Source organism: Gilliamella sp. X-46 (assembly GCF_057063525.1).
Window position 1 is genome coordinate 90395 of sequence record NZ_JBXSQH010000001.1, and the last position, 22309, is coordinate 112703.

The following is a 22309-nucleotide window of genomic DNA, read 5'->3' on the forward strand; positions in this document are numbered from 1 at the left end:
TAAAACGAGTGGTAAACATAAAGGGCTGTGTTTTAGGACATGGCCTTTTTTTCATTATTATAAGGGTTATTTTATTGAAAAACGGGCATAAGCCCGTTTTAGTGAATGGCTAGTTGTAAATAACTATTGTTGTGGGATGATGCTTATCTTTTGTCCACCTTTTGATACAGCTTGAATCTCACGATTATACATTGCTTCTCCAAATGCAGGAGGAATACTGTAAGTTCCTATATTGGTTGCTTTGATCTGATAGGTGAATTCTTGTATTTTATTATTATAAGTTGAACCATAAATAATAACACGATCTTCACGTACATCTGTATATTCAGGATACCAAGTATGTTTTCCTGTTTTTATACCAATTGGTGAAACCCAACCATAATTTTCATCATAATCATCTTCATCATAATCATCTTCTTCATAGTCATCGTATTCTTCATTATCTTGAATATATTCGTCAGAATCTTCTTCCTGAGAATCTATTGGTTGTTGTACTACTTCAAAACCACCTGGTAGTAAATCAACAATGGCAATATTAGTTGCACCTTCATCTGCTAGTGCTCGGATTCTAACTGTTACGTTAATTTTATCGCCAAGTTTGACTTGTTCAACAGGTTTGCCATCAAGATCAGTAAATTCACGATATACTTCAAGCCCCTCTTTAATTGGCTCTTTAGGGATATCTTTGTCATAACCTTGTTCAGAAAACATATACCAAACAGGTAAGCTTGATTTATTAGTTATGTTTAATTGCGTATCTTGAACATTAAACCTACCTTTAGTCAAAATTCCATTTAAACTTGCAATAATTCTTTGTTTTTCTCCATCTTTTGATATTGCATTAATTTGAAGGGTATCTTTAGATAAATTTGATTGTTCAATGCTCTGCGAATAACTACTTAAAGCCAATATTGTCATTGCTGATGATTGAGTAGTATATTTTTGTTCATTCAGCATGATAACCATATTTTCTAATGCTTGCGCAGGAATATCTTTTACTTTTTCAGGAAAATGTTTGCCGATTAAATAGATTTTTCCTGCATTAACGACTAGTGGATCATAATAGTTGTTTAGCCACCAAGCACGATCATATGCAGCTTCTAATTGTTGCCAAACAGGTTTGATTAATTTATTTGCCTCTTTATCCATTTTTAACATTTTATAAGATGAAGCTAAATACATTGCCGTTATATCTTTTTTCCATGAATCTTCTTTTCGATTAAGATCGCTCATGGTAGAGGCTAAATAGCTTGTTGTTACTTTATTTTGCCTTGTTAATAAATAGATAGCATAAGCACGGACTCTTAAACCATAAGTACTATTATCTCTAGATACAGCAATTGTTTGCAGATATTTATTAGCATTATCAAGCATTTTTTTAGGTACTTTATAGCCCATTTCTTTTGCTTCAAGCATAAAGTTTACTGCATATAATGTAATAAAAGGATTAACATTGTAAGTTGAGTACCATAAACCAATTGCACCCTCACTATTTTGACGAGATTGCAACACTTGGAATAGTTCTGATAATGGTGCTATCCCTTCTTTCGAAGCCAGATCAAAATCACGATATTTACTCGCTATTAAAACAGGAATTGCTCGGCTTACAATCTGTTCAGAACAATAGTGTGGGTAGTCTTGTAAATAGGTACTTAGGCCTTTACTTAGTATAAATGGTGAATAAGATGCGGTAGCTTCTCGTTTACTTAAGTTACTATACATGTTTCTAAAATCAGTAAACGTTTGTTTATGATCTTCCATTCTTCCCATTTTTGTGATTAATCTGTATTCAGTTAATGGCCTTATTGAAAGGCTAACATCACGTGTGATTGTAATATCATTATAGTTGGCTGAAAAGTGAAGATCGCTATTACCAAGTTTGTCGGTTGCCTTAAAATTAAATTTTAAAACTCCAGTTTTGCCATTAGCTAATTCAATAGCTTTGTTACTGTCGCCAATAATTGATAGGTTAGGGGATGTTGAAACCTTAATATTGATCGGAACGACTTTATCTCCAATATTTTCAATCAGGTTAGTTACATTTAGTGACACTTCAAACTCATCATCTGGTGCAGCAAAATATGGAGCATTAGTTTGTAAAACAATATCATTATGTACAGTTGTTGACATTTGAGTATGTCCCATTGTTTTATCACCAACCGATACAGCCATGATACGAATTTTGCCATTAAAATAATCAGGCACTTTATATTCAAAAGTTTTATCGCCATCTACATCAATAATACCTGACCAATAGGATACAGGTTCGTCTACTTTGCGTTTAAATGGATTTAAATGATTTGATAAGACATCATCATTATCACCATCACCACCAGGAGCGGATGCTGTCAATAAATGACGAAATTCTGGCAATATAAGATCTAAAATTTGCGAAGTTCTTACTGATAGTGCTTTTTTGCGTAAGAAGTTATTTAATGGATCTTTAAGTTTATAATTTGAGACCTGTAAAATTCCTTCGTCTACCGCAAATACAACCGCTTTTTGTGGTGTATTTGTATGTAAAGTAATTGGCAGTGTATCTCCAGGTTTTATTAGTGATGGTGCTTGTAATACAATTTTATCATTAAATTGCTCATTTGAAATTTTGAATGGTATAACACCGTAACTAAGTGGACTCATAAAAATTTCATCTGAATTTGGATCACGAATAAATTGGACATTAATATAACCATTGCCGCTAATGTCTTTAGGAAGTGTTATTTTTTGTACTGAGCTTGTTGTGTCTGTATGGAACCATTTCCAAGCATACACTTTGTCGCGTTCAATGGTAATAATACCACTACCTACATACGGTGCAGTGATTGAAACTTCGATTTCGTCACCTGGATTATATTGTGCATCTTTAATCTTTAATGTTAATTCTGCATTACGATCTAAATCACGAGTAATATTAGCTGTACCTACAATAGAGTATTTACTTTGGTAAAGTAACTCATCGTTTTTATTTCTAATTTGGATAATATAATTACCTGGATTTTTGCTATCTAATTCGTATGTTGTTTTTTCAGAACTAATCTTAAATGGCTGTTCTAATAGTACTGATTCTTTACGGCGTGATTCGTATTTATAAACCCCCGAAGGCTGTTTGACTAATACTGAAAGATATTTTTCTTCCATTATAACAAGTTTTAGATCAGATAACTCTATTTTTTCTAGGGCAGGATTAATAGCTATAAAATCAATATGACGAACCGAATCTTTATTAATGTATCTTAAAGTACCATCAGCTTTTGCACCAACCAAATAATCATTTGGTGATACAAAGGTGCTTGCTGTTGCAGCAACACTTCGACCGCTATCCGGTTCAAAAACGTCTGTTAACATTCTTAATGTATAGTTGCCTTCAAAGCTTTGCATATTGTCATTAAGATCGATTTTTACTACACCATTTTCATCTGTTGTTTCGTCATCTAATTCAACTTTAAAACTATTTCTTCCCCCTGAAATGTTTTGATAAAAATAGTAGTCCTCATATTTTTTAAAATAAGGGGTTGAAGGTTCAAGAATCAATGTATTTGTTACTCGTCGATTAGCAGCATCTGTACCAAATAAGTTTTTGGCTTTGATTTCAGCCTGAATATCTTCAGGTTTTAACCACCCATCTTTTATCTCTGGTAATAATTTAAGCGATACGGTTGTTTTATCGGGCTCAAATTCACGAACCACAATCGAACTAGAACCTAACAGTACCCGAGACTCTTCATCATCATTTTTTAAATATAAATTAATATACCAATCACCAGTAGGGGACTCATAATTGGTTTTATAGCTAAGCTCATTAAATCCTGATTTATCTAGCACAATTGGTTGTTTTAGTACTAAATTGGATTTTGGATCATAAATTTCTGCTTCTACAGTGATCCCTTCCAAGGAATTTTCCCAATTTTGAGCTCGAACTATGGTGCCAATGTGGAATGTATCACCTGGACGATAAATACCTCTATCTGAAAAAATATGTGAACGTAATTCTCCACCTTCTATGGTTTCACGGATACCACCTATATCAAAACGAGATAAATTTAAATTTCTTTCATAACTTTTGATTGGTAAAAATGATAAATCACGTCCTTTTTCAACAACATATAAAAGTGGTTTAATACCTTGATAATATTCAGATAATGGTGAAAAGTGGACATGACCGTTACTATCAGTTTTTTGTGAAGTAATAGTGATTCCATTCATTCCCAATACTGAAACTTTAGCATTACTAATCGGTTCACCTGAGCTTATCGATTGAATAAATAGATCATTTGATTGATCAAGCGATTTTTTAGCTATAATTCCTAAATCAGTCACAACAATAAAACGAGAAGCCATGAACTCATATTGAGTATCTTTCGTTTTTTTCCCATAAAGTCTTAATAAAAAGACCCCTCGATTTTTATTACCGTTTGTATCGGCTGTTAAGTAACGAGTTAAATCGACATTGGTGTATTTTACTTCCTCTGGAGCTCCTGTAAAATCTTTAGTTATACTGTATTTTTCAACAAAATGATCATTATCAAGTTCACCAAAATCCATATCTTTAAATTCATAGCTTTGATTAAACGCTACTAGATGTTGCAATTGTGAAGGAATAACGCGATCCATTTCTAACTTCATTTGTTCTAAATTACGTGAAACGATTGGTAATTTTTTTTCGCCTGATAAGGATAGTAAAGAACCTGATGCAGCAAAATCAAGATAAGTTGGGTAACTAGGAACTGTCAATATCGTCTGATAATCTTGTTTTAAAAAATACCCATCTTGAGAAGATAAAGGTTGATTAACCTCAATATATAATTTTGAGTTTTGTTCGGTTTTGAATTCAAAGCTAATTTGATTCTGATAAGTAAGTTCAGTATCAATTGGTTTCATTGATATTGGAGTCGATTTTTCGAGTATTTCTGGAGTTACATTATATTTTATTTCGTATCTACCAGAAGTGCTATTGCTATCTTTTTCACTATACGAACCATTTTTATTTTCAGGTAATTGCCAAACTTTGATTGCTTTTGATACATCTTCAGATCTTACAGCATGACTTAATGATAATACTAATACCTGCTGTATTTTTTCGTTGCTTTTTTCGACCAATGTAAGCTCTGTTTTTGTAACGCTTAAATGATATTTATCCGGTACAGTTACATTATTAGTTATATCGTAATTTATTGGGCTACCACCTAAAGCTGACTTAACCCCCTTGTTAATTCTTATTTTTAAATAACCTTCGTTATCAAGTAAGGGAATAGGTGCACTCTTTATATATGCAATTTTGTCATTATCACCATAGGTTATAGTAAAATCGACATGGTTTAAAAATTTATCATAGTTTTTTCCGTAAAAACTGTCATATTTCTTGTCTTTTTCATAAAGTGATAAAACAATATTTTTTTCAAAACTTTGTTTATCAACAGGATGACTAAATTTGATTGTATTTATGACATTCCTAACATTAGTTTCTGTAGGATTGGAATAAAGCTCACCTCGATTTTTGAAATTATATTCGAAATCAGGAGAAATAAAGGATAAGATTTCACTATTTTTTTCTAGTTCGCTATTTTCAGCCAATAATTTTGACTTATCCAATACGACTGTATATTTAATACCAAGTGGCCACTTTCTCTCTTTTGGTATGAATCTTATTATTGAATCATTTGACCATGTCCATTTCCCCTCAATGTTTGGTGAAATGGTAATACCTTCTGTTATTTCATCTTTATTGATTGATTCTAGGGGAATTGGTGGGCGTTTAGCACCGATGAATTGGATATATATTATACCGTCACTTGTACTTGGTGGGGTTAATTCAGCTGAATAGGTATTTATTACTACAGGTGCTGGTTCAATCGGTTTTGGACGATTTAAATACCAATGATAGGCGTAATTACCAGAAAAGTAAGCAATAAATCCCAAAATAATACTTGCACCAATTAAAGTTTTTATTTTTTTTAATGTAGAACCTACTGCATAGTAAAATCTTTTTGCATTAGGTAGCCAATCTGGTGTTGACCATTTTATATCACCGATAATTGGACTAAATAACCAAAAAAATCCTTTTGCTAAAATTAGTAAAAAAAGCAAAAAATAACTGATTATTTCCCAAGCCTTTTGCAAAATATAGAAAGGTAGTTGCAAGATTAATTTCAGTAATCCCATTATTTATTCCTATTCCTTATATAAAATTTAAAAATCAATTTTTTTATTATGTTTTGTATTTCAATACGCACACTTTTCAAAATTTCGACAAGCTTTTTTATCGTTTATTTTTAATAGTGAATATTATTTTAAAAATACTAATTTTTTATAATATAACACTTTACATAATAATGCCACTTACAAATATAAAATGTAGATATTTAAAGGGATCGGATAACCAGTTGAAAAAATAGGCATTTATAATTATCAATTTACTTTATTTTTTAGCAATAAAAACCGCTCGCATTGGAGCTGGGTAGCCTTCAATGGTTTTTGTTGAATCGGTCGGATCTAAAAAGTCCGCAAGAGAATCAGATGTCATCCATTCTGTTTTACGTTGTTCATCCAAACTGGTGAGTGATATATCAACTAGTTTTGCATCAGAAAATCCACATTTTTCTAACCAACTAATCATCGTTGGAACAGATGGAATAAAATAAACATTCCGCATTTGAGCATAGCGTTCACCCGGCATGAGTGCTGTATGTTCAGCACCATCAATGACTAATGTTTCGAGTACTAATTGACCATTTTCAACGAGTTGATCTTTTAATTGAAATAAATGATCAAGTGGCGACCTACGATGATATAAAACGCCCATTGAGAAGACTGTATCAAAAGCACCAAGTTTGGGTAACTGCTCAATACCAAGTGGTAATAAATGCGCTCTTTGATCGTTACCCAATAATTTGCGAATAGCTTCAAATTGGCATAGATAAAGTGCCATAGGATCGATTCCAACAGCAAGTTTTGCTCCAGCGCCAATCATGCGCCATAAATGGTAACCACTATTACAACCCACATCTAAAACAATTTTACCTTCTAAATTATCAATATGATTAATTAAGCGTTCCCACTTCCAATCTGAACGCCATTCTGTATCAACATCAATACCATATAAGTGAAAAGGGCCTTTACGCCATGGCATCATGTTTTTCAGTAGTTGAGTAATTCGTTGCTGTTCACCAATCGAGATAGGTTTTTCACTATTGACAGTTACACTATGCAGTAAATCAATTTGATAAGGGGGGATAGCTGGTAAGTGTTTAATACTATTGAGCCATTGATTAAAACGGTTATCAATATTTTGGTTTTGCCAGTTTGCCAGTTGTGCTGGTAAGACTTCTAGCCAGCGACTTAGTTTATTTTTTGCGATAATCTGGTAAAAATCACCAAAATCAATCATTCTGTTTTCCTTATCAATTAAGCTTAAATCAATCAGTTATTTTATGGCAATGATAGAGCCAAAATTAAAGCATTGAAACCATGTATCAATATGTTTAAAACCAGCTTCAGATAGTCGCTGTTTATGGGTTTTGATTGTATCTGTTAGCATGACGTTTTCTAACATGTTACGTTTTTGGCTGATTTCAAGTTCACTGTAGCCGTTAGCACGTTTAAAATCATGGTGCATATTAAATAACAATTCGTCGATAGTTGAATCACTAAAACTAAATTTTTCAGACAGCACTAAAATACCATTAGGATTTAATGCGCTGTAAATGTTATTTAAAATACGTTGGCGATTTGCTGGCGTCAAAAACTGTAAAGTAAAATTAAGTACTACCATTGACGCGTTTTGCATATTGAGGTTACAAATATCATCACAAATTACATCCACTGGTGTATTTGCTTTATATGATTCAAGGTGCCTTTTACAGCGATCAACCATGGGCTGGGAATTATCTACTGCAACAATATGGCAGTTTTCGTGATTAACATGACGACGAATAGATAATGTGGCAGCACCTAAGGAACAGCCTAAATCATAAATCGTTGAATTAGGCTGTACAAATCTTTCTGCTAACATGCCGATCATTGAGATGATATTAGAATAACCAGGTACGGAACGCTGCACCATATCAGGAAAAACTTCAGCGACTTTTTCATCAAATGTCCAATCGCCTAATTTATCTATTGGTGTCGAGAATAGCTGGTCTTTTTTGGTATCCATAAAACTAATTGGTACTATAGAAATTAATTCTGTTATCATATCATTTTTTTATATTCAATTGCTCGGATAATTATGAGTTTTGTCGATTTTATTACTATTTTTATAGCGATTGTTGTTAGTGTTTTAATAACTTTCTATCTAGGAAAACGATGGCTATTTTGGTTTGATTTTAATTTCATTGGCTGTCATCGATTTATTTATTGGATCGTTGTTTTTATAGCCGGATTATCGCTAATATTTTCTAAAATATTTAATAATATATCAACTTATTGGTTGCCATTATGCTGTAATGTTATTACTGGTTTGATGATCTGCTGCGTTTTTACTTCGCTTACTTTTGACACTGTACGTTGGCTTAGTAAAAAAAAGGTTAAACCCAATTTATGGCTTAAAATTGTTTATATTATTGTCTCCGTAGTATTGTTTTGTTTTGGTCATGAAATGGCAATTAATCCAAAGATCGTTAATTACCAAGTTAAAATAGATAAGCCCGCAAATGTTGAACGTTTACGTATTGTTCAACTTTCTGATATTCATCTTAATGAACTAACGACACATCGATTTATTCAACAAATGGTCGATGAAGTGAATAAGCTTAATGCTGATTTTATTGTGATTACGGGGGATACATTAGATAAACGTTTAAAACCTTTTACACAAAATGGTTTTGATAAGCAATTTCAACAATTAAGATCAAAATATGGTACTTATATTATTTTTGGTAATCATGAATACTTAGCTACTAACCAAGAAAATAACCGAGAAGAAGATATTGCTAATGCTTTTAGGCAAGCAGGTATGAAAGTATTAAAGGATGATATCATTTATTTTGATGATATAGGGATTACATTAGTGGGCCGAGATGATTTTTCTTCATTTCATTATGATGTAAATAGGGCTTCACTGTCAGATCTTATTATGTTTACTAATACTGATTCACCAATTATTTTATTAGATCATCAACCAAAAGACCTTAATGAGCCAGAAAAATTGGGAGTTGATTTGATGATTTCTGGGCACACTCATGCTGGGCAAATATTTCCTATTAATATTATTGAAAAATTAATATATAAAAATACTTATGGATTATATAGAAACGAAGATCATCATTTTAGCAGCATTGTGAGTAGTGGATATGGATTTTGGGGACCACCAATTCGCTTAATGACTCGTTCCGAAATCGTGGTAATGGATATCGTTTTTGATAAAAATACACACAATGAATAAATATATTTGAACAGGAATTTGATTTTGTCTTATCAACTTATTATTAGTAATGATCAGTTAGCTGATTATTGTTCAAAAATCGAAAATAGCTCGGCTTTGGCTTTAGATACTGAATTTGTTAGAACTCGAACCTTTTACCCTCATTTGGGTTTACTGCAGGTATTTAATGGTGAACATGCAGCATTAATTGATCCAATTAATATTACTGATTGGCAGGCTTTTTTGGCTATATTAAATAATCCAACTATTGAAAAATATTTTCATTCGTGTAGTGAAGATATTGAGGTCTTTTCTTATCATTTTGGCTGTGTTCCAACACCGATTGTCGATAGCCAAATATTAGCTTCTTTTCTAGATAATCCATTAAGTAGTGGGTATGCTAGTTTAGTAAAAAAATATTTAGAGGTCGAACTTGATAAGAGTGAAACCCGAACAGATTGGCTAAAACGTCCATTAACTGAAAAACAGTGTAAATATGCTATTAATGATGTGTTATATCTTTTCCCATTAATTAATATTTTAAAATCACAGTTAAGTACTAATCATTATTTACAAGCAGCTTATCAAGAGTGCCAAATGGCGGTTGTCCGTAAATCGGAATTAATGGATCCAAATGATGCTTATCTAAATATTAAAAATAGTTGGCAATTGAAAGGGAAAAATTTAGGACAATTGTATAAATTAGCGAGCTGGCGATATAGATTAGCAAAAGAACAAGATATTGCTATAAATTTTGTAGTACATGAAGAAGTATTATTGAAAATTGCACGCTTTTCACCGACATCATTAGGAGAACTTGATAAGTTAGGTATGAAAGGGAAAGAAATTCGCTTGTATGGTCAAATAATTTTGGATCTTTTATCTACTCCCATACCCGAAATTCAACCAATTCGCCGAGTTAATAGCTATCCAGATTATAAAAAAATTACTAGTGAGTTAAAACAAGCAGCACTGACTATTTCTTCACAAACAGGTCTTAGTGAGGATTTATTGCTTTCACGTCGATTAATTAATCAATACATAAAGTGGAAAATCGATAAAAAGGGAAAGGTACCAGAATTATTAATAGGTTGGCGTAAACCTTTATTTGAGCAGTATTGTCTTTGATTATTGGTTAAGTGTAGGCGTAGTTTGTGCATTTAATGATTTTTTAATCCAACAATAGGTAAAGTCAGGTTACGATAAATAGCTAATAATCGAATAACCAGTGTAACCAAAATACCAATGAATGTTGAATATTCTAAAGGTAGTTTAAATGCATTATAAGCGATAACATGGATTGTTCCGCCGATGACGCAAGCAGTGGCATAGATGTCGGTTTTAAATACCATTGGAATATCTCGAGCAAGTACATCTCGAATAATACCACCACCTACTCCTGTCATCACGCCCATACAAACCGCCACTAAGCTGTTTACGTCAGAATAAATCGCTTTGTTCACGCCAATACCCACAAATACAGCAAGGCCAATTGCATCTAATACAGAAAATAACCATTTAGGGACTGTAATTGATGATGAGTAACGTAATAAGAGCATGGTGACTAACGAGGTTATGATAGCAATATACAGATCAGTGGAATCAGTGATCCAAAAGATCGGACCATGATTTAAAACAATATCGCGGATTGTACCACCACCAATAGCGGTGATGACCGCTAACACTAAGGCCCCGATTGGATCCATTTCTTTTTTAGCTGCTAGTAGTACACCAGAAATAGCAAATACAATGGTACCTAATATGTCAAACCAAAAAAGATAACTCACGCAAGCTCACTTAGCATTGATTCAACAATGAGTGATGATTGTGTTGCAGCTAATTTTAAAAAGGATTGAAAATCAACTGCAGATTCATTATCTCCATTATCCGAGATAGCGCGAACAACCACAAATGGTACTTTAAATAACCAGCAAACATGACCAATAGCTGCGGCTTCCATTTCAACAGCAATAGCATTTGGGAAAGTTTGTTTTATTCTTGCTAAATTGCTTTTACCATTTATGAAAGCATCTCCACTACCAATCGAACCTTCAATCGCATTAACTCCGTGCTTTTTGATACAGATTTTTGCTAATGATTGGTATTTTTGATCAGCATCAAATGCTACAGGACAACCTGACATTTGACCTGGCTTGTAACCAAAAGCAGTCAAATCAACATCGTGGTAAAAAACATCCTTTGAAACAATAATATCACCAATATTAAGGTCGGACGATAACCCACCAGCCGAACCAGTGTTGATAACAGCATCTACTTTATAATTATTTAATAATAAGGTAGTACCTGATGATGCAGCTACTTTACCAATACCAGATTGAAGCAGTACGATTTCACAACCAGCAATTTGACCTAAATGAAAATCACAACCTAAATAACGCTCAACGTGATAATGAGTGATTTTACTTTTTAATATGGCTACTTCTTCTTCCATTGCAGCAATAATAGCAATTTTCATGCGATCCTCTTGGCTTAGTTTGGGTAACTTCAAATTAGATGTGCTATCATAGTTTGAGAAAATAAATTTGACAATATATGAATCAATCGGAGCTGAAATTGCGAACAATATTTATTACAGGCTGCTCAAGTGGAATAGGGCTAATCTCGGCCATTGCTTTAAAAAAACGTGGCTATCGTGTTATTGCTTCGTGTCGCAAATCATTGGACCAACAAAAACTTATCGAGCAAGGATTTGAAACTGTGCTTCTTGATCTTGACAATCCAGACTCAGTCAAGCAAGCCGCTCAAGAAGTTCTCGTTTTGTCTGAAGGCAAATTATATGCGTTATTTAACAATGCAGGTTACGGTGTTTATGGGCGATTAAGCACGATCAGTCGGGATCAGTTAGAATCTCAATTTTCCACCAATTTTTTTGGTGTCCATCAGTTGACGCAATTACTGCTTCCAGCCATGCTAGAACAAAATGAAGGGCGCATTATTCAAACAAGTTCCATTGTTGGTATTGTTGCAACCCCGGGGAGAGGGGCTTATTCAGCCAGCAAATATGCCTTAGAAGCTTGGTCTGATGTGTTAAGGTTGGAATTAGCACAAACCAATATCAAGGTTTGTTTAATTGAACCTGGTCCATTAAAGACATATTTTTCAAACAATGTAAATCAAACAGAGCAAAAGAATATGGTAAAAAATCCACCTATAGCTCAACGATTTACTTTACCACCCGAGGCTGTTTTGCCTTACTTATTCCATGCCCTTGAACACGGCAAACCCAAAATACGTTACAGGGTAACAAAAATAACAAAAATAGCAGCTATTGCTAAACGTTTGCTTCCTGATAGATTAATGGATAAAATTTTAAAGAATAAATAATAAATAATAAATCATTATACCCTAGGACATAATATGCAAAATCAATTTATTTTTGATGTTAGTGAGCAAAATATTCAAGATGTGATTGAAAGATCATCGACATCCCCAGTGTTATTTTATTTTTGGTCAGCTAGAAGTCCAAATTATGAGGTAATGACTCAAACATTAACTAAATTGGCTAATGAACATCATGGGCAATTTATTTTAGCCAGTATTAATTGTGATGAACAACAAATGTTAGCTGCTCAATTTGGTTTACGGGCTATCCCAACGGTTTATTTATTTCAAAATGGTCAACCTGTAGATGGTTTTCAAGGACCTCAATCTGAAGAAACCATCAAAAATTTTTTAGAAAAAGTGTTACCAAATGAAGATGAGCTTAAATTAATTGAAGCACAAAATTTATTTCATGAAGCCAAATATGAAGAAGCATTACCACTGTTACGGCAAACTTGGAAATCACTTACTGATCATTTGGGTAAACCAAGAACAGATATTGCATTAATGCTAATAAAATCACAAATTGAACTTAAACAGCTAAATGAAGCAAAAGAAGTGCTTGCAACTATTCCTCTACAAGATCAAGATTCAAGTTATCATGGATTACAAGCCGAAATAGAACTACTTGAACAAGCCGCTAATTCTCCTGAATTACAGCAATTACAAGCAGAATTTGCTCAACACCCTGATAACGTTGAATTAATGATTCAATTGTCTTCTCAATTAATGCATGTAGGGCGTCATGAGGAAGCATTAGAGTTGTTATTTAAACCGCTGACAAAAGATCTTAATGTTGGTGATGGACAAGTGAAGAAAACATTACTTGATTTACTAGCAGCATTAGGAACAAGTAACCCGTTAGCTAGTAGTTATCGACGTAAATTGTATACTTTATTATATTAAGATTTTATGAAATTTAAACTGGAACGAATTTTTAAGCATTTACTTATAGGTTTATTATTTTTGCTAAGTGTAAACAGTAGGTTTGCTATTCTATGTGCTTCTTATGTTCGTTCTCTAAAAAAAGATATACATAGAAGTAAAATCGATGAACTAAATAAAAAATTAGCACAAAAAAATTCGAATATAAAAATTATAGATAGAAATTTATAAGTGAAAAGATTCAACAATAAACTATTGTTGAATCTTTTTATTTAGTGTTCAATAATGCGAGGAAAATCTTCATTACTACGTAATGTTAAGACTTCAACACCATTTTCAGTAACCAAGATAGTGTGTTCATACTGAGCCGAAAGCCCATGATCTTTGGTTTTGACTGTCCAGCCATCTTTCATGGTACGGGTACGCCAATCGCCTGTATTTATCATAGGTTCAATAGTAAAAGTCATGCCTGGTTTTAAAATTACACCGCCGTCATCAGCGTCATAATGTAAAACTTGAGGTTCGTCATGATAGACTTCACCAATACCATGGCCACAATATTCCCGAACTGAAGAAAAACCAAATTTATCGACATATTTTTGAATCGTTTTACCAATTTCCTTTAAACGTATACCGGGTTTGATAATTTTAATCGCCTCGTAAAGGCTTTCTTGTGTAACTTGGCATAATTTTTCACCTGCGATAGTTGGCTTGCCAGCAATGTACATTCTAGAAGTATCACCATGATAACCATCTTTGATAACTGTTACATCAATATTTAAAATATCACCATCTTTTAGCTTTTTGTCAAAACTTGGAATACCATGGCAAACCACATCATTAATTGAAATGCAACTAGTGTGTTGATAGCCACTATAGCCAATATTAGCTGGAATAGCTTTTTGAACATTAACAATATGTTCATAACAAATTTTGTCTAGTTCACCAGTACTAATGCCCGGTTTAACATAAGGTTCAATCATTTCTAATACTTCAGCTGCAAGTTTTCCAGCTATTCGCATTTTTTCAATTTCGGCGGGGGTTTTTAACTTTATAGACATTAAATTTTTCCTGTAATATTAATGACAATATCCTATCATACCCCGTTATTTCGTCAAATCATACCGGATGATTAATTATGCATTTTGCTTATATTCTTATAAAATTTTGTAAAAAAGTTTCAGGAAAGTATATGTTTTAGTATAAAATAAAAAATTATACTTATTTTAATACGGTTTTATATATAATAACTTATTATAAAAAAGGGTTTTATCGCAATGCAATGTCGTTTTTATCAGCAGAAAAAATGTTTATCTTGTCAGTGGATGGATAAACCCTATCATGCACAACTAGCAGAAAAACAAAATAATCTGTTACAACAATTAACTCAATTTAAACCTAATGACGTTTTAGAACCTTTTGCTAGTAATGAATTCGCTTTCCGTAATAAAGCAAAAATGGCGGTGTTAGGTACTGTTGAAAGACCTATTTTAGGGATACAAACCGATAATGAGATGGTCGATTTATGTGATTGTCCTCTTTACTCAAATAGTATGCAAAACATCCTAAAACTTGTTCGAACTTTCATCCGTAAACAGGGACTTGTACCTTATAATATTAATAAGCGAAAAGGAGAGTTGAAATTTGTTATAGTTACTGAAAGTAAAGAGAATAATACAAGCTTTTTTATGCTGCGATTTGTTTTAAAATCGCACAAATTTGTCGAAAAAATAAATAATTCTTTTAAACAATTACAAGATAAAATACAAAATTTAAAGGTAATTTCAATAAATATCCAACCTAATCATGCAGCTATTTTAGAAGGGAAAGAAGAGTTAGTTTTAACCGACACCTCATTTTTACCAATAATATTAAATGGAGTTCCTCTTTTCATTAAGCCTAAAAGTTTTTTTCAAACAAACAGTGTTGTTGCCAGCAATCTTTATAAAACTGCAAGTGACTGGGTCACAAATTTATCTATTCACTCAATTTGGGATTTGTTTTGTGGTGTAGGTGGTTTTGGCTTAAGTTGTGTTAGTCTTGCTATTGAAAATCAAATCCAGCTGACAGGAATTGAAATTAGTCCAGATGCGATTGAATGTGCAACAAAATCAGCTAACAAGTTAGGTTTTAAGCGGTTAACGTTTAAATCACTTGATGCTACCCAATACGCTATTGCTGAACAATACATTCCAGATCTAGTGCTGCTTAATCCACCAAGACGAGGGGTTGGTAAAGTGCTTATGCAGTATTTAGAAAATGTACAACCAAGCTATATTTTATATTCAAGTTGCAACTTAACCTCGTTAGTCGAAGATTTGATGTTGTTATCCAACTATCAAATCATGAAAGTGCAACTGTTTGATATGTTTCCCCATACTTCACATATGGAAGTCTTGGTTTTATTACAAAGAAAAGATAGATAATTTAATTATCAAACCCTAATATTATCTTCAATCTATGAGGTAGTTGTTATATTTAAAAATCTGCTAATATTCAATTATCTGTGATAAAAATAGTGAATTGTATTTTCTAATCATTAAATTACAAATTATATTTAGTTTTTATTTTAAAGGTTGTTATAAATTAGACCATTGTTAATATCAAATTATGTTAATATAAAAAAATAAATAATTTCATTTAAGGAAGGCAAAATATGATTCCTGATGTTTCTAAAGCGCTTAACTGGTTAGAAAAACACTACACCATTTTACAAGGTATTCAACGCGGTGTTGAACGTGAAACTTTACGCATTTTGCCTGACGGGACATTGTCGAAAACTTCATTCCCCGCAAAAATTGGCGCAGCGTTGACTCATCCTTGGATAACAACTGATTTTGCTGAATCAATGTTAGAATTTATTACACCGGTTAATACCAATATCGATTATATGCTAACGTTTTTACGCGATCTGCATCGTTATGCTAGTGTAAATATTGATGACGAAATGATGTGGCCATTAAGTATGCCATGTTTTGTTGCCAATGAAGAAGATATTATTTTAGCTCAATATGGTTCATCAAATGAAGGGCGTTTTAAAACGGTTTATCGAGAAGGTCTAAAAAACCGTTATGGTGCAATGATGCAAACCATATCTGGCGTTCATTATAATTTTTCATTACCCATGGCATTTTGGCAAGCAAGAGATGGTGTGAAAAATACAGAAGAGGGTAAAGCTGTTATTTCTGAAGGCTACTTTACATTGATTCGTAACTATTATCGCTTTGGTTGGGTTATTCCTTATTTGTTTGGGTCATCACCATCGATGTGCTCCTCATTTATTCAAGATCCACAAAAAGCAAAAGCCTTTATTGAACAAACAAATGGTAATTGTTATTTGCCTTACGCAACCTCTTTAAGGTTAAGCGATATTGGGTATACTAATAATGCACAAAAGCAACTAGGCATTACTTTTAATCATTTAGATACTTATGTTGAAGGATTAAAACGAGCAACGCATACAAAATCAGCGGAATTTGCTAAACTGGGCATCAAAGTTGATGGTCATTATCGTCAATTAAACGATAATGTATTGCAAATTGAAAATGAATTTTACGGGCCAATTCGACCTAAAAGAGTTGCAATGACTGGGGAGTCGCCGTCGGATGCACTTTTACGTGGCGGTATTGAATATATTGAAGTACGCGCATTAGATGTTAATCCATTTTCACCGGTGGGGATTACTGAAGAACAGATACGATTTATCGATCTATTTTTAATTTGGTGTGCACTAGCACCAGCGCCTGAAATGAGCAGTCAAGAACTTGAGTGTGCCAAATTAAATTGGAATAGGGTAATAATGGAAGGACGAAAACCAGGGCTTGAGATTGGTATTGGTTGCAATAGCTATCGAGAACCTTTGTCCAAAGTTGGACACCAATTATTCAAAGATTTATTACGTGTTGCTGATGTTTTAGATCATCAAGATGACAAGCAGGGTTATCGTAATGTTTGTGAGCGTTTAGATTTGATGTTTGATCAACCTGAATTAACTTTATCAGCAAGAACACTACAAGCAATAAGCGATTTAGGTACAGCAAAATTTGGTTTAGCTTTAGCAAGCCAATATAAAAAACAGCTTATGGCAGAACCTTTAACATTATTAACTGAAAGTGATTTTGTTCAACAATGCAATTTATCTATTGAAAAACAGAGGAAGAAAGAGCAGAGTGATACTTTAACTTTTGATCAATATTTACAGAAAAAATTGAACGATAAAAATGTTTAAAAATCGATGTTATACTTTACGTTATCAGGCAAGCAACGAAGTTGAGTTGCTATTGCCTAATCAACAAATTACAGTTAATAAACCGTTAATCGATCAAACATCATTTACTGTTTTAGTTTGGAATATTTTTAAACAAAAGAAATCTGATTGTATCACTGTACTCAAACAATATGCTGATAAAGCTAAACTAATCTTATTACAAGAAGCACAAACAACATTACCTTTACTTCATTTTATTTCACAGCATAATAAAATTGCCGATCATGTCCCTGCATATTGTTTTAACAATATTTATGCTGGGGTCATGACAATCTCTGACTCGTTACCAACTTCACTTTTCTCTTTTAGAGAGAAAGAACCATTAATTCGTGTTCCTAAATCTGCTTTAATTACTATTTATCCGATTAGAGATTCTAAGCAACAATTATTAGTTGCTAATATTCATGCTGTAAATTTTAGTATTGGTGTAAAAGTATACCGTCAACAAATACGCATGTTATTAACCCGAATAAAAGAACATAATGGTCCAGTTATTTTGGCTGGGGATTTTAATGCATGGAGTAAACGGCGACTTGATTTGTTGTATAACCTTGTTCGTTCAATTGAACTTAAGCCTGTTGATTTCTCTATTGATATTAGAAAAAAATTTATGGGTAGACCACTTGATTTCGTTTTTTACCGAGGATTACGACTTGATACAGCGGAAATTATTAGCACAACTACATCAGATCATAATCCTATATTAGTAAATTTTAGATTGGATTTGCATCCACAATATTAATCGTCAAAATATCGCCTTCTTGGACACGAGCGTTTTTCAGATTATTCCATTGAAGTATATCCGTTATTTTAACTCTATAATTTTGTGCAATAGAATATAAATTATCTCCAACTTTAACCTGATAAGTTATCTGCTTTTTACCATTAGAACTTGCATTAGCAGTAAAAATAGAATTCGTTTTTCTATTATCAATTGCATTATATTTAATGGTTGTCGTTGATTTAACTTCAAATGGCATATTGGTATGCGGTACATCTTGTAAAAGCTCAGTAACTTGATTTACTACTAAGTTTTCTGCTTTCAGTTTTTTAAATAACTCTTGAGCATGAACATATGGTACTAGCAAATGAAACGGACCATTGACTTTTTGCTGCACATAACCAGCGTTATATGTCATTAAATCATTCAATGGTAGGCCCGTATATTTAGCAACCTTAGCTAATGAAATATTTTTAGACATATCAATACGAACAAGCGAGTTTTCATAATTACAATCAGGCAATTTAATACCATATCGTTTGTTGTTTTTTACAATATCAATAATGGCTAAAATTTTAGGCACATAATGCATTGTTTCAGTTGGTAAATCAAGAGACCAATAATTGGTGGGTAAACCATTTGCCTGGTTTTTTTCGATAGCTTTTCTTATTCGACCTTCGCCGGCGTTGTAAGCGGCTAATGTTAATAGCCAATCACCATTAAAACGATTATTTAAGTTTTGCAATAACGAAATAGCTGAATTTGTTGAAGCAATAAGATCTCGTCGTCCGTCAAAATAACTATTTTGTTTAATGCCATATTCTTTGGCGGTAATTGGCACAAATTGCCATAAACCAGCCGCTTGCGCAGGCGAAGTTGCCAATGGATCGTAAGCACTTTCAATCAATGGAATTAAGGCTAACTCAACAGGTAGATCGTTTTTTCTTAGTTGATTAATAATGTAATAAACATAAGGTTCCGAGCGTAATGCAACAGTTTCAAATCCTTGCGGGTTACGTAACAAACGCTCTCTTTCTGCTTTGATGCGGTTATTTTCAGGTACTTTCACATTGATCTGAGTTAGCATAAATTGCCAAGGATTTTGCGTGACAGATGTGCGACTAATGCCGCCACTCTTAATGCTACTAGTAACTATTGATTTTGAGTTAGATTTTTTATAGACGCTATTATTGTATTGAGAACCATGGTTCTGACAAGCACTCAAAGATAAACATAACATTGTAAATATTAATAACTTTTTCATTAGTTTGTGACTTTTACTCAAATTAAGTTTGGCATTATACCTAAAAAATGTCTTTTTGGCTCCTAAAAAAAAATAAACAAATATAATTAATTGTTAAATTTAAATTTATTTTTTAGTTAATGCTTATGCATCGTAAAAATAAGTTTATTTATTTTTCTTTAGACAAAATAGACGGTAATGTTACTGATTTTGTTGAAATCACATTTAAATAGTCTTTAATATTTTTATCATCGGGTAGCATTGTGAGTCACAAATGCTAAATTTAATAAGATATTTTCATGACCTGTGTAAATTAAAATATTGCAAAAAAATAAGCATTATTAAAAGAGTTATGCCTAGGTACTGCTATTACATCAAAGCTAAAATCATCAATATAGATTTTAGCTTGATTAATAAGATAATTAATCAATAAATCGATTTCATTAGGGGCAAAAACATCAATGTTTTGATATTGTGCTTTTAATTCGTACTCACCCCATCAGTGTGATCAATATGGTGATGATAAGTAAAATTGCAAGAGGAAATATTTTATATTTGTTAATATAATTAATTTCAGCTCTGGCCTCTTAAGAGTCAATAATATTAACTGAGTTGATTAAAATTCAAATATAGTTATCTTTAAGCCTAGAATGCAATATAATACATATTATTATGTTTTAGCATTATTTAGGAATAACCTATTTAAAAGTAGACAAAATTATATAAGTTACATAAAAAGTATTTTTATTTCACTAGTTAATCCTGTATGGATTGTTCAAATACAGTGTCTTGCAAAGTAGGGGATTGAGCTTGTGTTTTAGCTATAATATCACAACGTTCATTTTCAATATGGCCAGCATGACCTTTAACCCAAATCCACTGAATTTTGTGAATCTGTACTAATTCATCAAGTCTTTTCCATAAGTCGACATTTTTTACTGGTTGTTTGCTAGCTGTTTTCCAACCATTTTTTTTCCAACCGTGTATCCAATTGATAATTCCATTTCGTAAATACTGACTATCGGAATAGAATTCAATTTGACAAGGTTGCTTTAATTGTTCTAAAGCAACAATCGCAGCTAATAATTCCATACGGTTATTTGTTGTTTTAAAAAAACCTTCCGATAATACTTTTTCGGTTTGCTTATATTTTAATATAGCAGCATAACCACCAGGGCCGGGATTACCAAGACATGAACCATCAGTATATATTTCGATTTTTTTTAGCATATTTTTTATTTCTTTTATAACTATGTAAATTAAATTTCTTATTTAAATTAAATTTCAATTAAACGGCAAGTTAGTAGCCTCTAATTAATTTATAATTACTCTATAAATTAATTGAATTGGCTGCTACTTTCATTTATGTAGGTATCAACATTAAAAGTTTTTAGTGCTAAACTATACCATTAAAAACATTTTTCCCCAATTGTTGATATAAAAAGAGAAGAAAGTGATACATAATTCTGCGCGACAAATTGTCTTAGATACTGAAACAACAGGTATGAACCAAGGTGGCAATAATCACTATGAAGGACATAAGATTATTGAAATTGGTGCCGTTGAAGTCATTAATCGTCGTTTAACGGGTAACCATTTTCATGTCTACATTAATCCAGAACGCTTAATTGATGAAGGTGCATTTAAAGTTCACGGTATCAGTGATGAATTTGTTAAGGATAAGCCAATATTCAAGAATATAGCACATGATTTTATCAAATTTATTGACGGTGCTGAATTAATTATTCACAACGCCTCGTTTGATGTGGGTTTTATTGATTATGAGTTTCGTCTTTGTGGGTTGGATTTTAAAACTTCCGATCATTGTCTTGTTACTGATACCTTAGCTATGGCAAGGCGTCTGTTTCCAGGAAAACGTAATAACTTAGATGTATTATGTGAACGCTACCAGATTGATAACTCTCACCGAACATTGCATGGTGCATTATTAGATGCCGAAATTTTAGCCGAAGTTTATTTAGCAATGACTGGTGGGCAGACAACTTTATCTTTTAGTTCAGAGGATAATAACTCATCTACATCCGAATTTAATGTAATAAAAAGAGTTGAACGCAATGGTGTGCCTTTAAAAGTAATTAAGGCAACAGAATATGAACTTTCTGAACATGAATCGGTTTTAAAAAAAATTGATAAAAAATGTGGTGGAGCATTGTGGAATTTGAATTAATGATTGTTTTATATTCAGTTGAACATTTATTTATAGAATTTTATTGACGTGAATAAAAATAATCTTTAATATCATGCCTACTTTAATGCTCTAACATTAAAGCTATCAAAAAAGCGGAGCGGTAGTTCAGTTGGTTAGAATACCTGCCTGTCACGCAGGGGGTCGCGGGTTCGAGCCCCGTCCGTTCCGCCAATTTCAATAGATTAAAGCACTTCATGAAAGTGCTTTTTTATTGCAATACTTTTTGTATCAAGTTTGTGGTGTTTTCTGATAATGCATTTCCTATACTAGTAAGAATTTGAGTG

Annotated in this window: 16 protein-coding genes and 1 tRNA gene; 9 read left to right on the top strand and 8 right to left on the bottom strand. The window is 32.5% G+C overall.

All coding sequences use genetic code 11. The annotated features are described in order from the left end of the window. Positions 1-123 precede the first annotated feature (123 nt). From ACYIAJ_RS00420 to cmoA, 3 genes are all read right to left on the bottom strand, one after another. Positions 124-6159: an alpha-2-macroglobulin family protein gene (locus ACYIAJ_RS00420; RefSeq protein ID WP_483558284.1), complete on the bottom strand. Its 6036-nt coding sequence runs from the start codon at positions 6157-6159 to the stop codon at positions 124-126. Between the two features lie 256 nt (positions 6160-6415). Then, a complete protein-coding gene (cmoB, locus tag ACYIAJ_RS00425; RefSeq protein WP_483558282.1) occupies positions 6416-7384 on the bottom strand; it encodes a tRNA 5-methoxyuridine(34)/uridine 5-oxyacetic acid(34) synthase CmoB in 969 nt (322 codons plus the stop codon). A gap of 36 nt (positions 7385-7420) precedes the next feature. Then, a complete protein-coding gene (gene cmoA, locus ACYIAJ_RS00430; protein WP_483558280.1) occupies positions 7421-8191 on the bottom strand; it encodes a carboxy-S-adenosyl-L-methionine synthase CmoA in 771 nt (256 codons plus the stop codon). A 33-nt stretch (positions 8192-8224) separates the two neighbouring features. On the opposite strand from cmoA, the gene ACYIAJ_RS00435 reads away from it, so the two are divergent. Next, positions 8225-9379: a metallophosphoesterase gene (locus tag ACYIAJ_RS00435; protein ID WP_483558279.1), complete on the top strand. Its 1155-nt coding sequence runs from the start codon at positions 8225-8227 to the stop codon at positions 9377-9379. Positions 9380-9403: 24 nt separating this feature from the next. Beyond that, a complete protein-coding gene (rnd, locus tag ACYIAJ_RS00440; protein ID WP_483558277.1) occupies positions 9404-10486 on the top strand; it encodes a ribonuclease D in 1083 nt (360 codons plus the stop codon). 32 nt (positions 10487-10518) lie between these two features. Here rnd and ACYIAJ_RS00445 read toward each other — a convergent pair whose 3' ends face one another. Both ACYIAJ_RS00445 and mtnN read right to left on the bottom strand, forming a co-directional pair. After that, the gene (locus ACYIAJ_RS00445) at positions 10519-11145 is read right to left on the bottom strand and encodes a TRIC cation channel family protein (RefSeq protein WP_483558276.1); all 627 of its coding nucleotides are present in this window, start codon (positions 11143-11145) and stop codon (positions 10519-10521) included. Continuing rightward, positions 11142-11834: a 5'-methylthioadenosine/S-adenosylhomocysteine nucleosidase gene (mtnN, locus tag ACYIAJ_RS00450; protein ID WP_174797809.1), complete on the bottom strand. Its 693-nt coding sequence runs from the start codon at positions 11832-11834 to the stop codon at positions 11142-11144. Before mtnN ends, ACYIAJ_RS00445 begins: the two co-directional genes overlap by 4 nt. A 77-nt stretch (positions 11835-11911) precedes the next feature. Between mtnN and ACYIAJ_RS00455 the strand changes: the two genes are divergently transcribed. Together ACYIAJ_RS00455 and ACYIAJ_RS00460 are read left to right on the top strand one after the other, a co-directional pair. Then, positions 11912-12703, top strand: coding sequence for an SDR family oxidoreductase (locus ACYIAJ_RS00455; protein ID WP_483558274.1), 792 nt, complete (start codon positions 11912-11914; stop codon positions 12701-12703). A gap of 33 nt (positions 12704-12736) precedes the next feature. Next, entirely contained in the window at positions 12737-13606 is an 870-nt protein-coding gene (locus ACYIAJ_RS00460; RefSeq protein ID WP_483558272.1) for a co-chaperone YbbN, read from the top strand. A gap of 251 nt (positions 13607-13857) precedes the next feature. On the opposite strand, the gene map is transcribed toward ACYIAJ_RS00460, so the two are convergent. Further along, complete coding sequence (map, locus tag ACYIAJ_RS00465; RefSeq protein WP_483558270.1) at positions 13858-14646, bottom strand: type I methionyl aminopeptidase; 789 nt, start codon at positions 14644-14646, stop codon at positions 13858-13860. A gap of 216 nt (positions 14647-14862) precedes the next feature. On the opposite strand from map, the gene rlmC reads away from it, so the two are divergent. The 3 genes from rlmC (at position 14863) to ACYIAJ_RS00480 (ending at position 18594) form a co-directional block, all read left to right on the top strand. Further along, positions 14863-16011, top strand: a complete 1149-nt coding sequence (gene rlmC, locus ACYIAJ_RS00470) for a 23S rRNA (uracil(747)-C(5))-methyltransferase RlmC (protein WP_483558268.1) — start codon at positions 14863-14865, stop codon at positions 16009-16011. 230 nt (positions 16012-16241) lie between these two features. Next, the gene (gene gshA / locus ACYIAJ_RS00475) at positions 16242-17813 is read left to right on the top strand and encodes a glutamate--cysteine ligase (RefSeq protein WP_483558266.1); all 1572 of its coding nucleotides are present in this window, start codon (positions 16242-16244) and stop codon (positions 17811-17813) included. Continuing rightward, positions 17806-18594, top strand: a complete 789-nt coding sequence (locus ACYIAJ_RS00480) for an endonuclease/exonuclease/phosphatase family protein (RefSeq protein WP_483558264.1) — start codon at positions 17806-17808, stop codon at positions 18592-18594. Before gshA ends, ACYIAJ_RS00480 begins: the two co-directional genes overlap by 8 nt. Here ACYIAJ_RS00480 and ACYIAJ_RS00485 read toward each other — a convergent pair. Both ACYIAJ_RS00485 and rnhA read right to left on the bottom strand, forming a co-directional pair. Then, positions 18566-19837, bottom strand: coding sequence for a transglycosylase SLT domain-containing protein (locus tag ACYIAJ_RS00485; protein ID WP_483558262.1), 1272 nt, complete (start codon positions 19835-19837; stop codon positions 18566-18568). The genes ACYIAJ_RS00480 and ACYIAJ_RS00485 overlap by 29 nt on opposite strands. A gap of 735 nt (positions 19838-20572) precedes the next feature. Next, positions 20573-21046 (bottom strand): ribonuclease HI, encoded by a 474-nt coding sequence (rnhA, locus tag ACYIAJ_RS00490; protein WP_483558260.1) that lies wholly within the window; start codon positions 21044-21046, stop codon positions 20573-20575. Between the two features lie 223 nt (positions 21047-21269). Here rnhA and dnaQ point away from each other — a divergent pair, with 223 nt between their 5' ends. Next, a complete protein-coding gene (gene dnaQ / locus ACYIAJ_RS00495) occupies positions 21270-22004 on the top strand; it encodes a DNA polymerase III subunit epsilon (protein WP_483558258.1) in 735 nt (244 codons plus the stop codon). A gap of 115 nt (positions 22005-22119) precedes the next feature. After that, a tRNA-Asp gene (locus tag ACYIAJ_RS00500) sits at positions 22120-22196 on the top strand. Positions 22197-22309 lie beyond the last annotated feature (113 nt).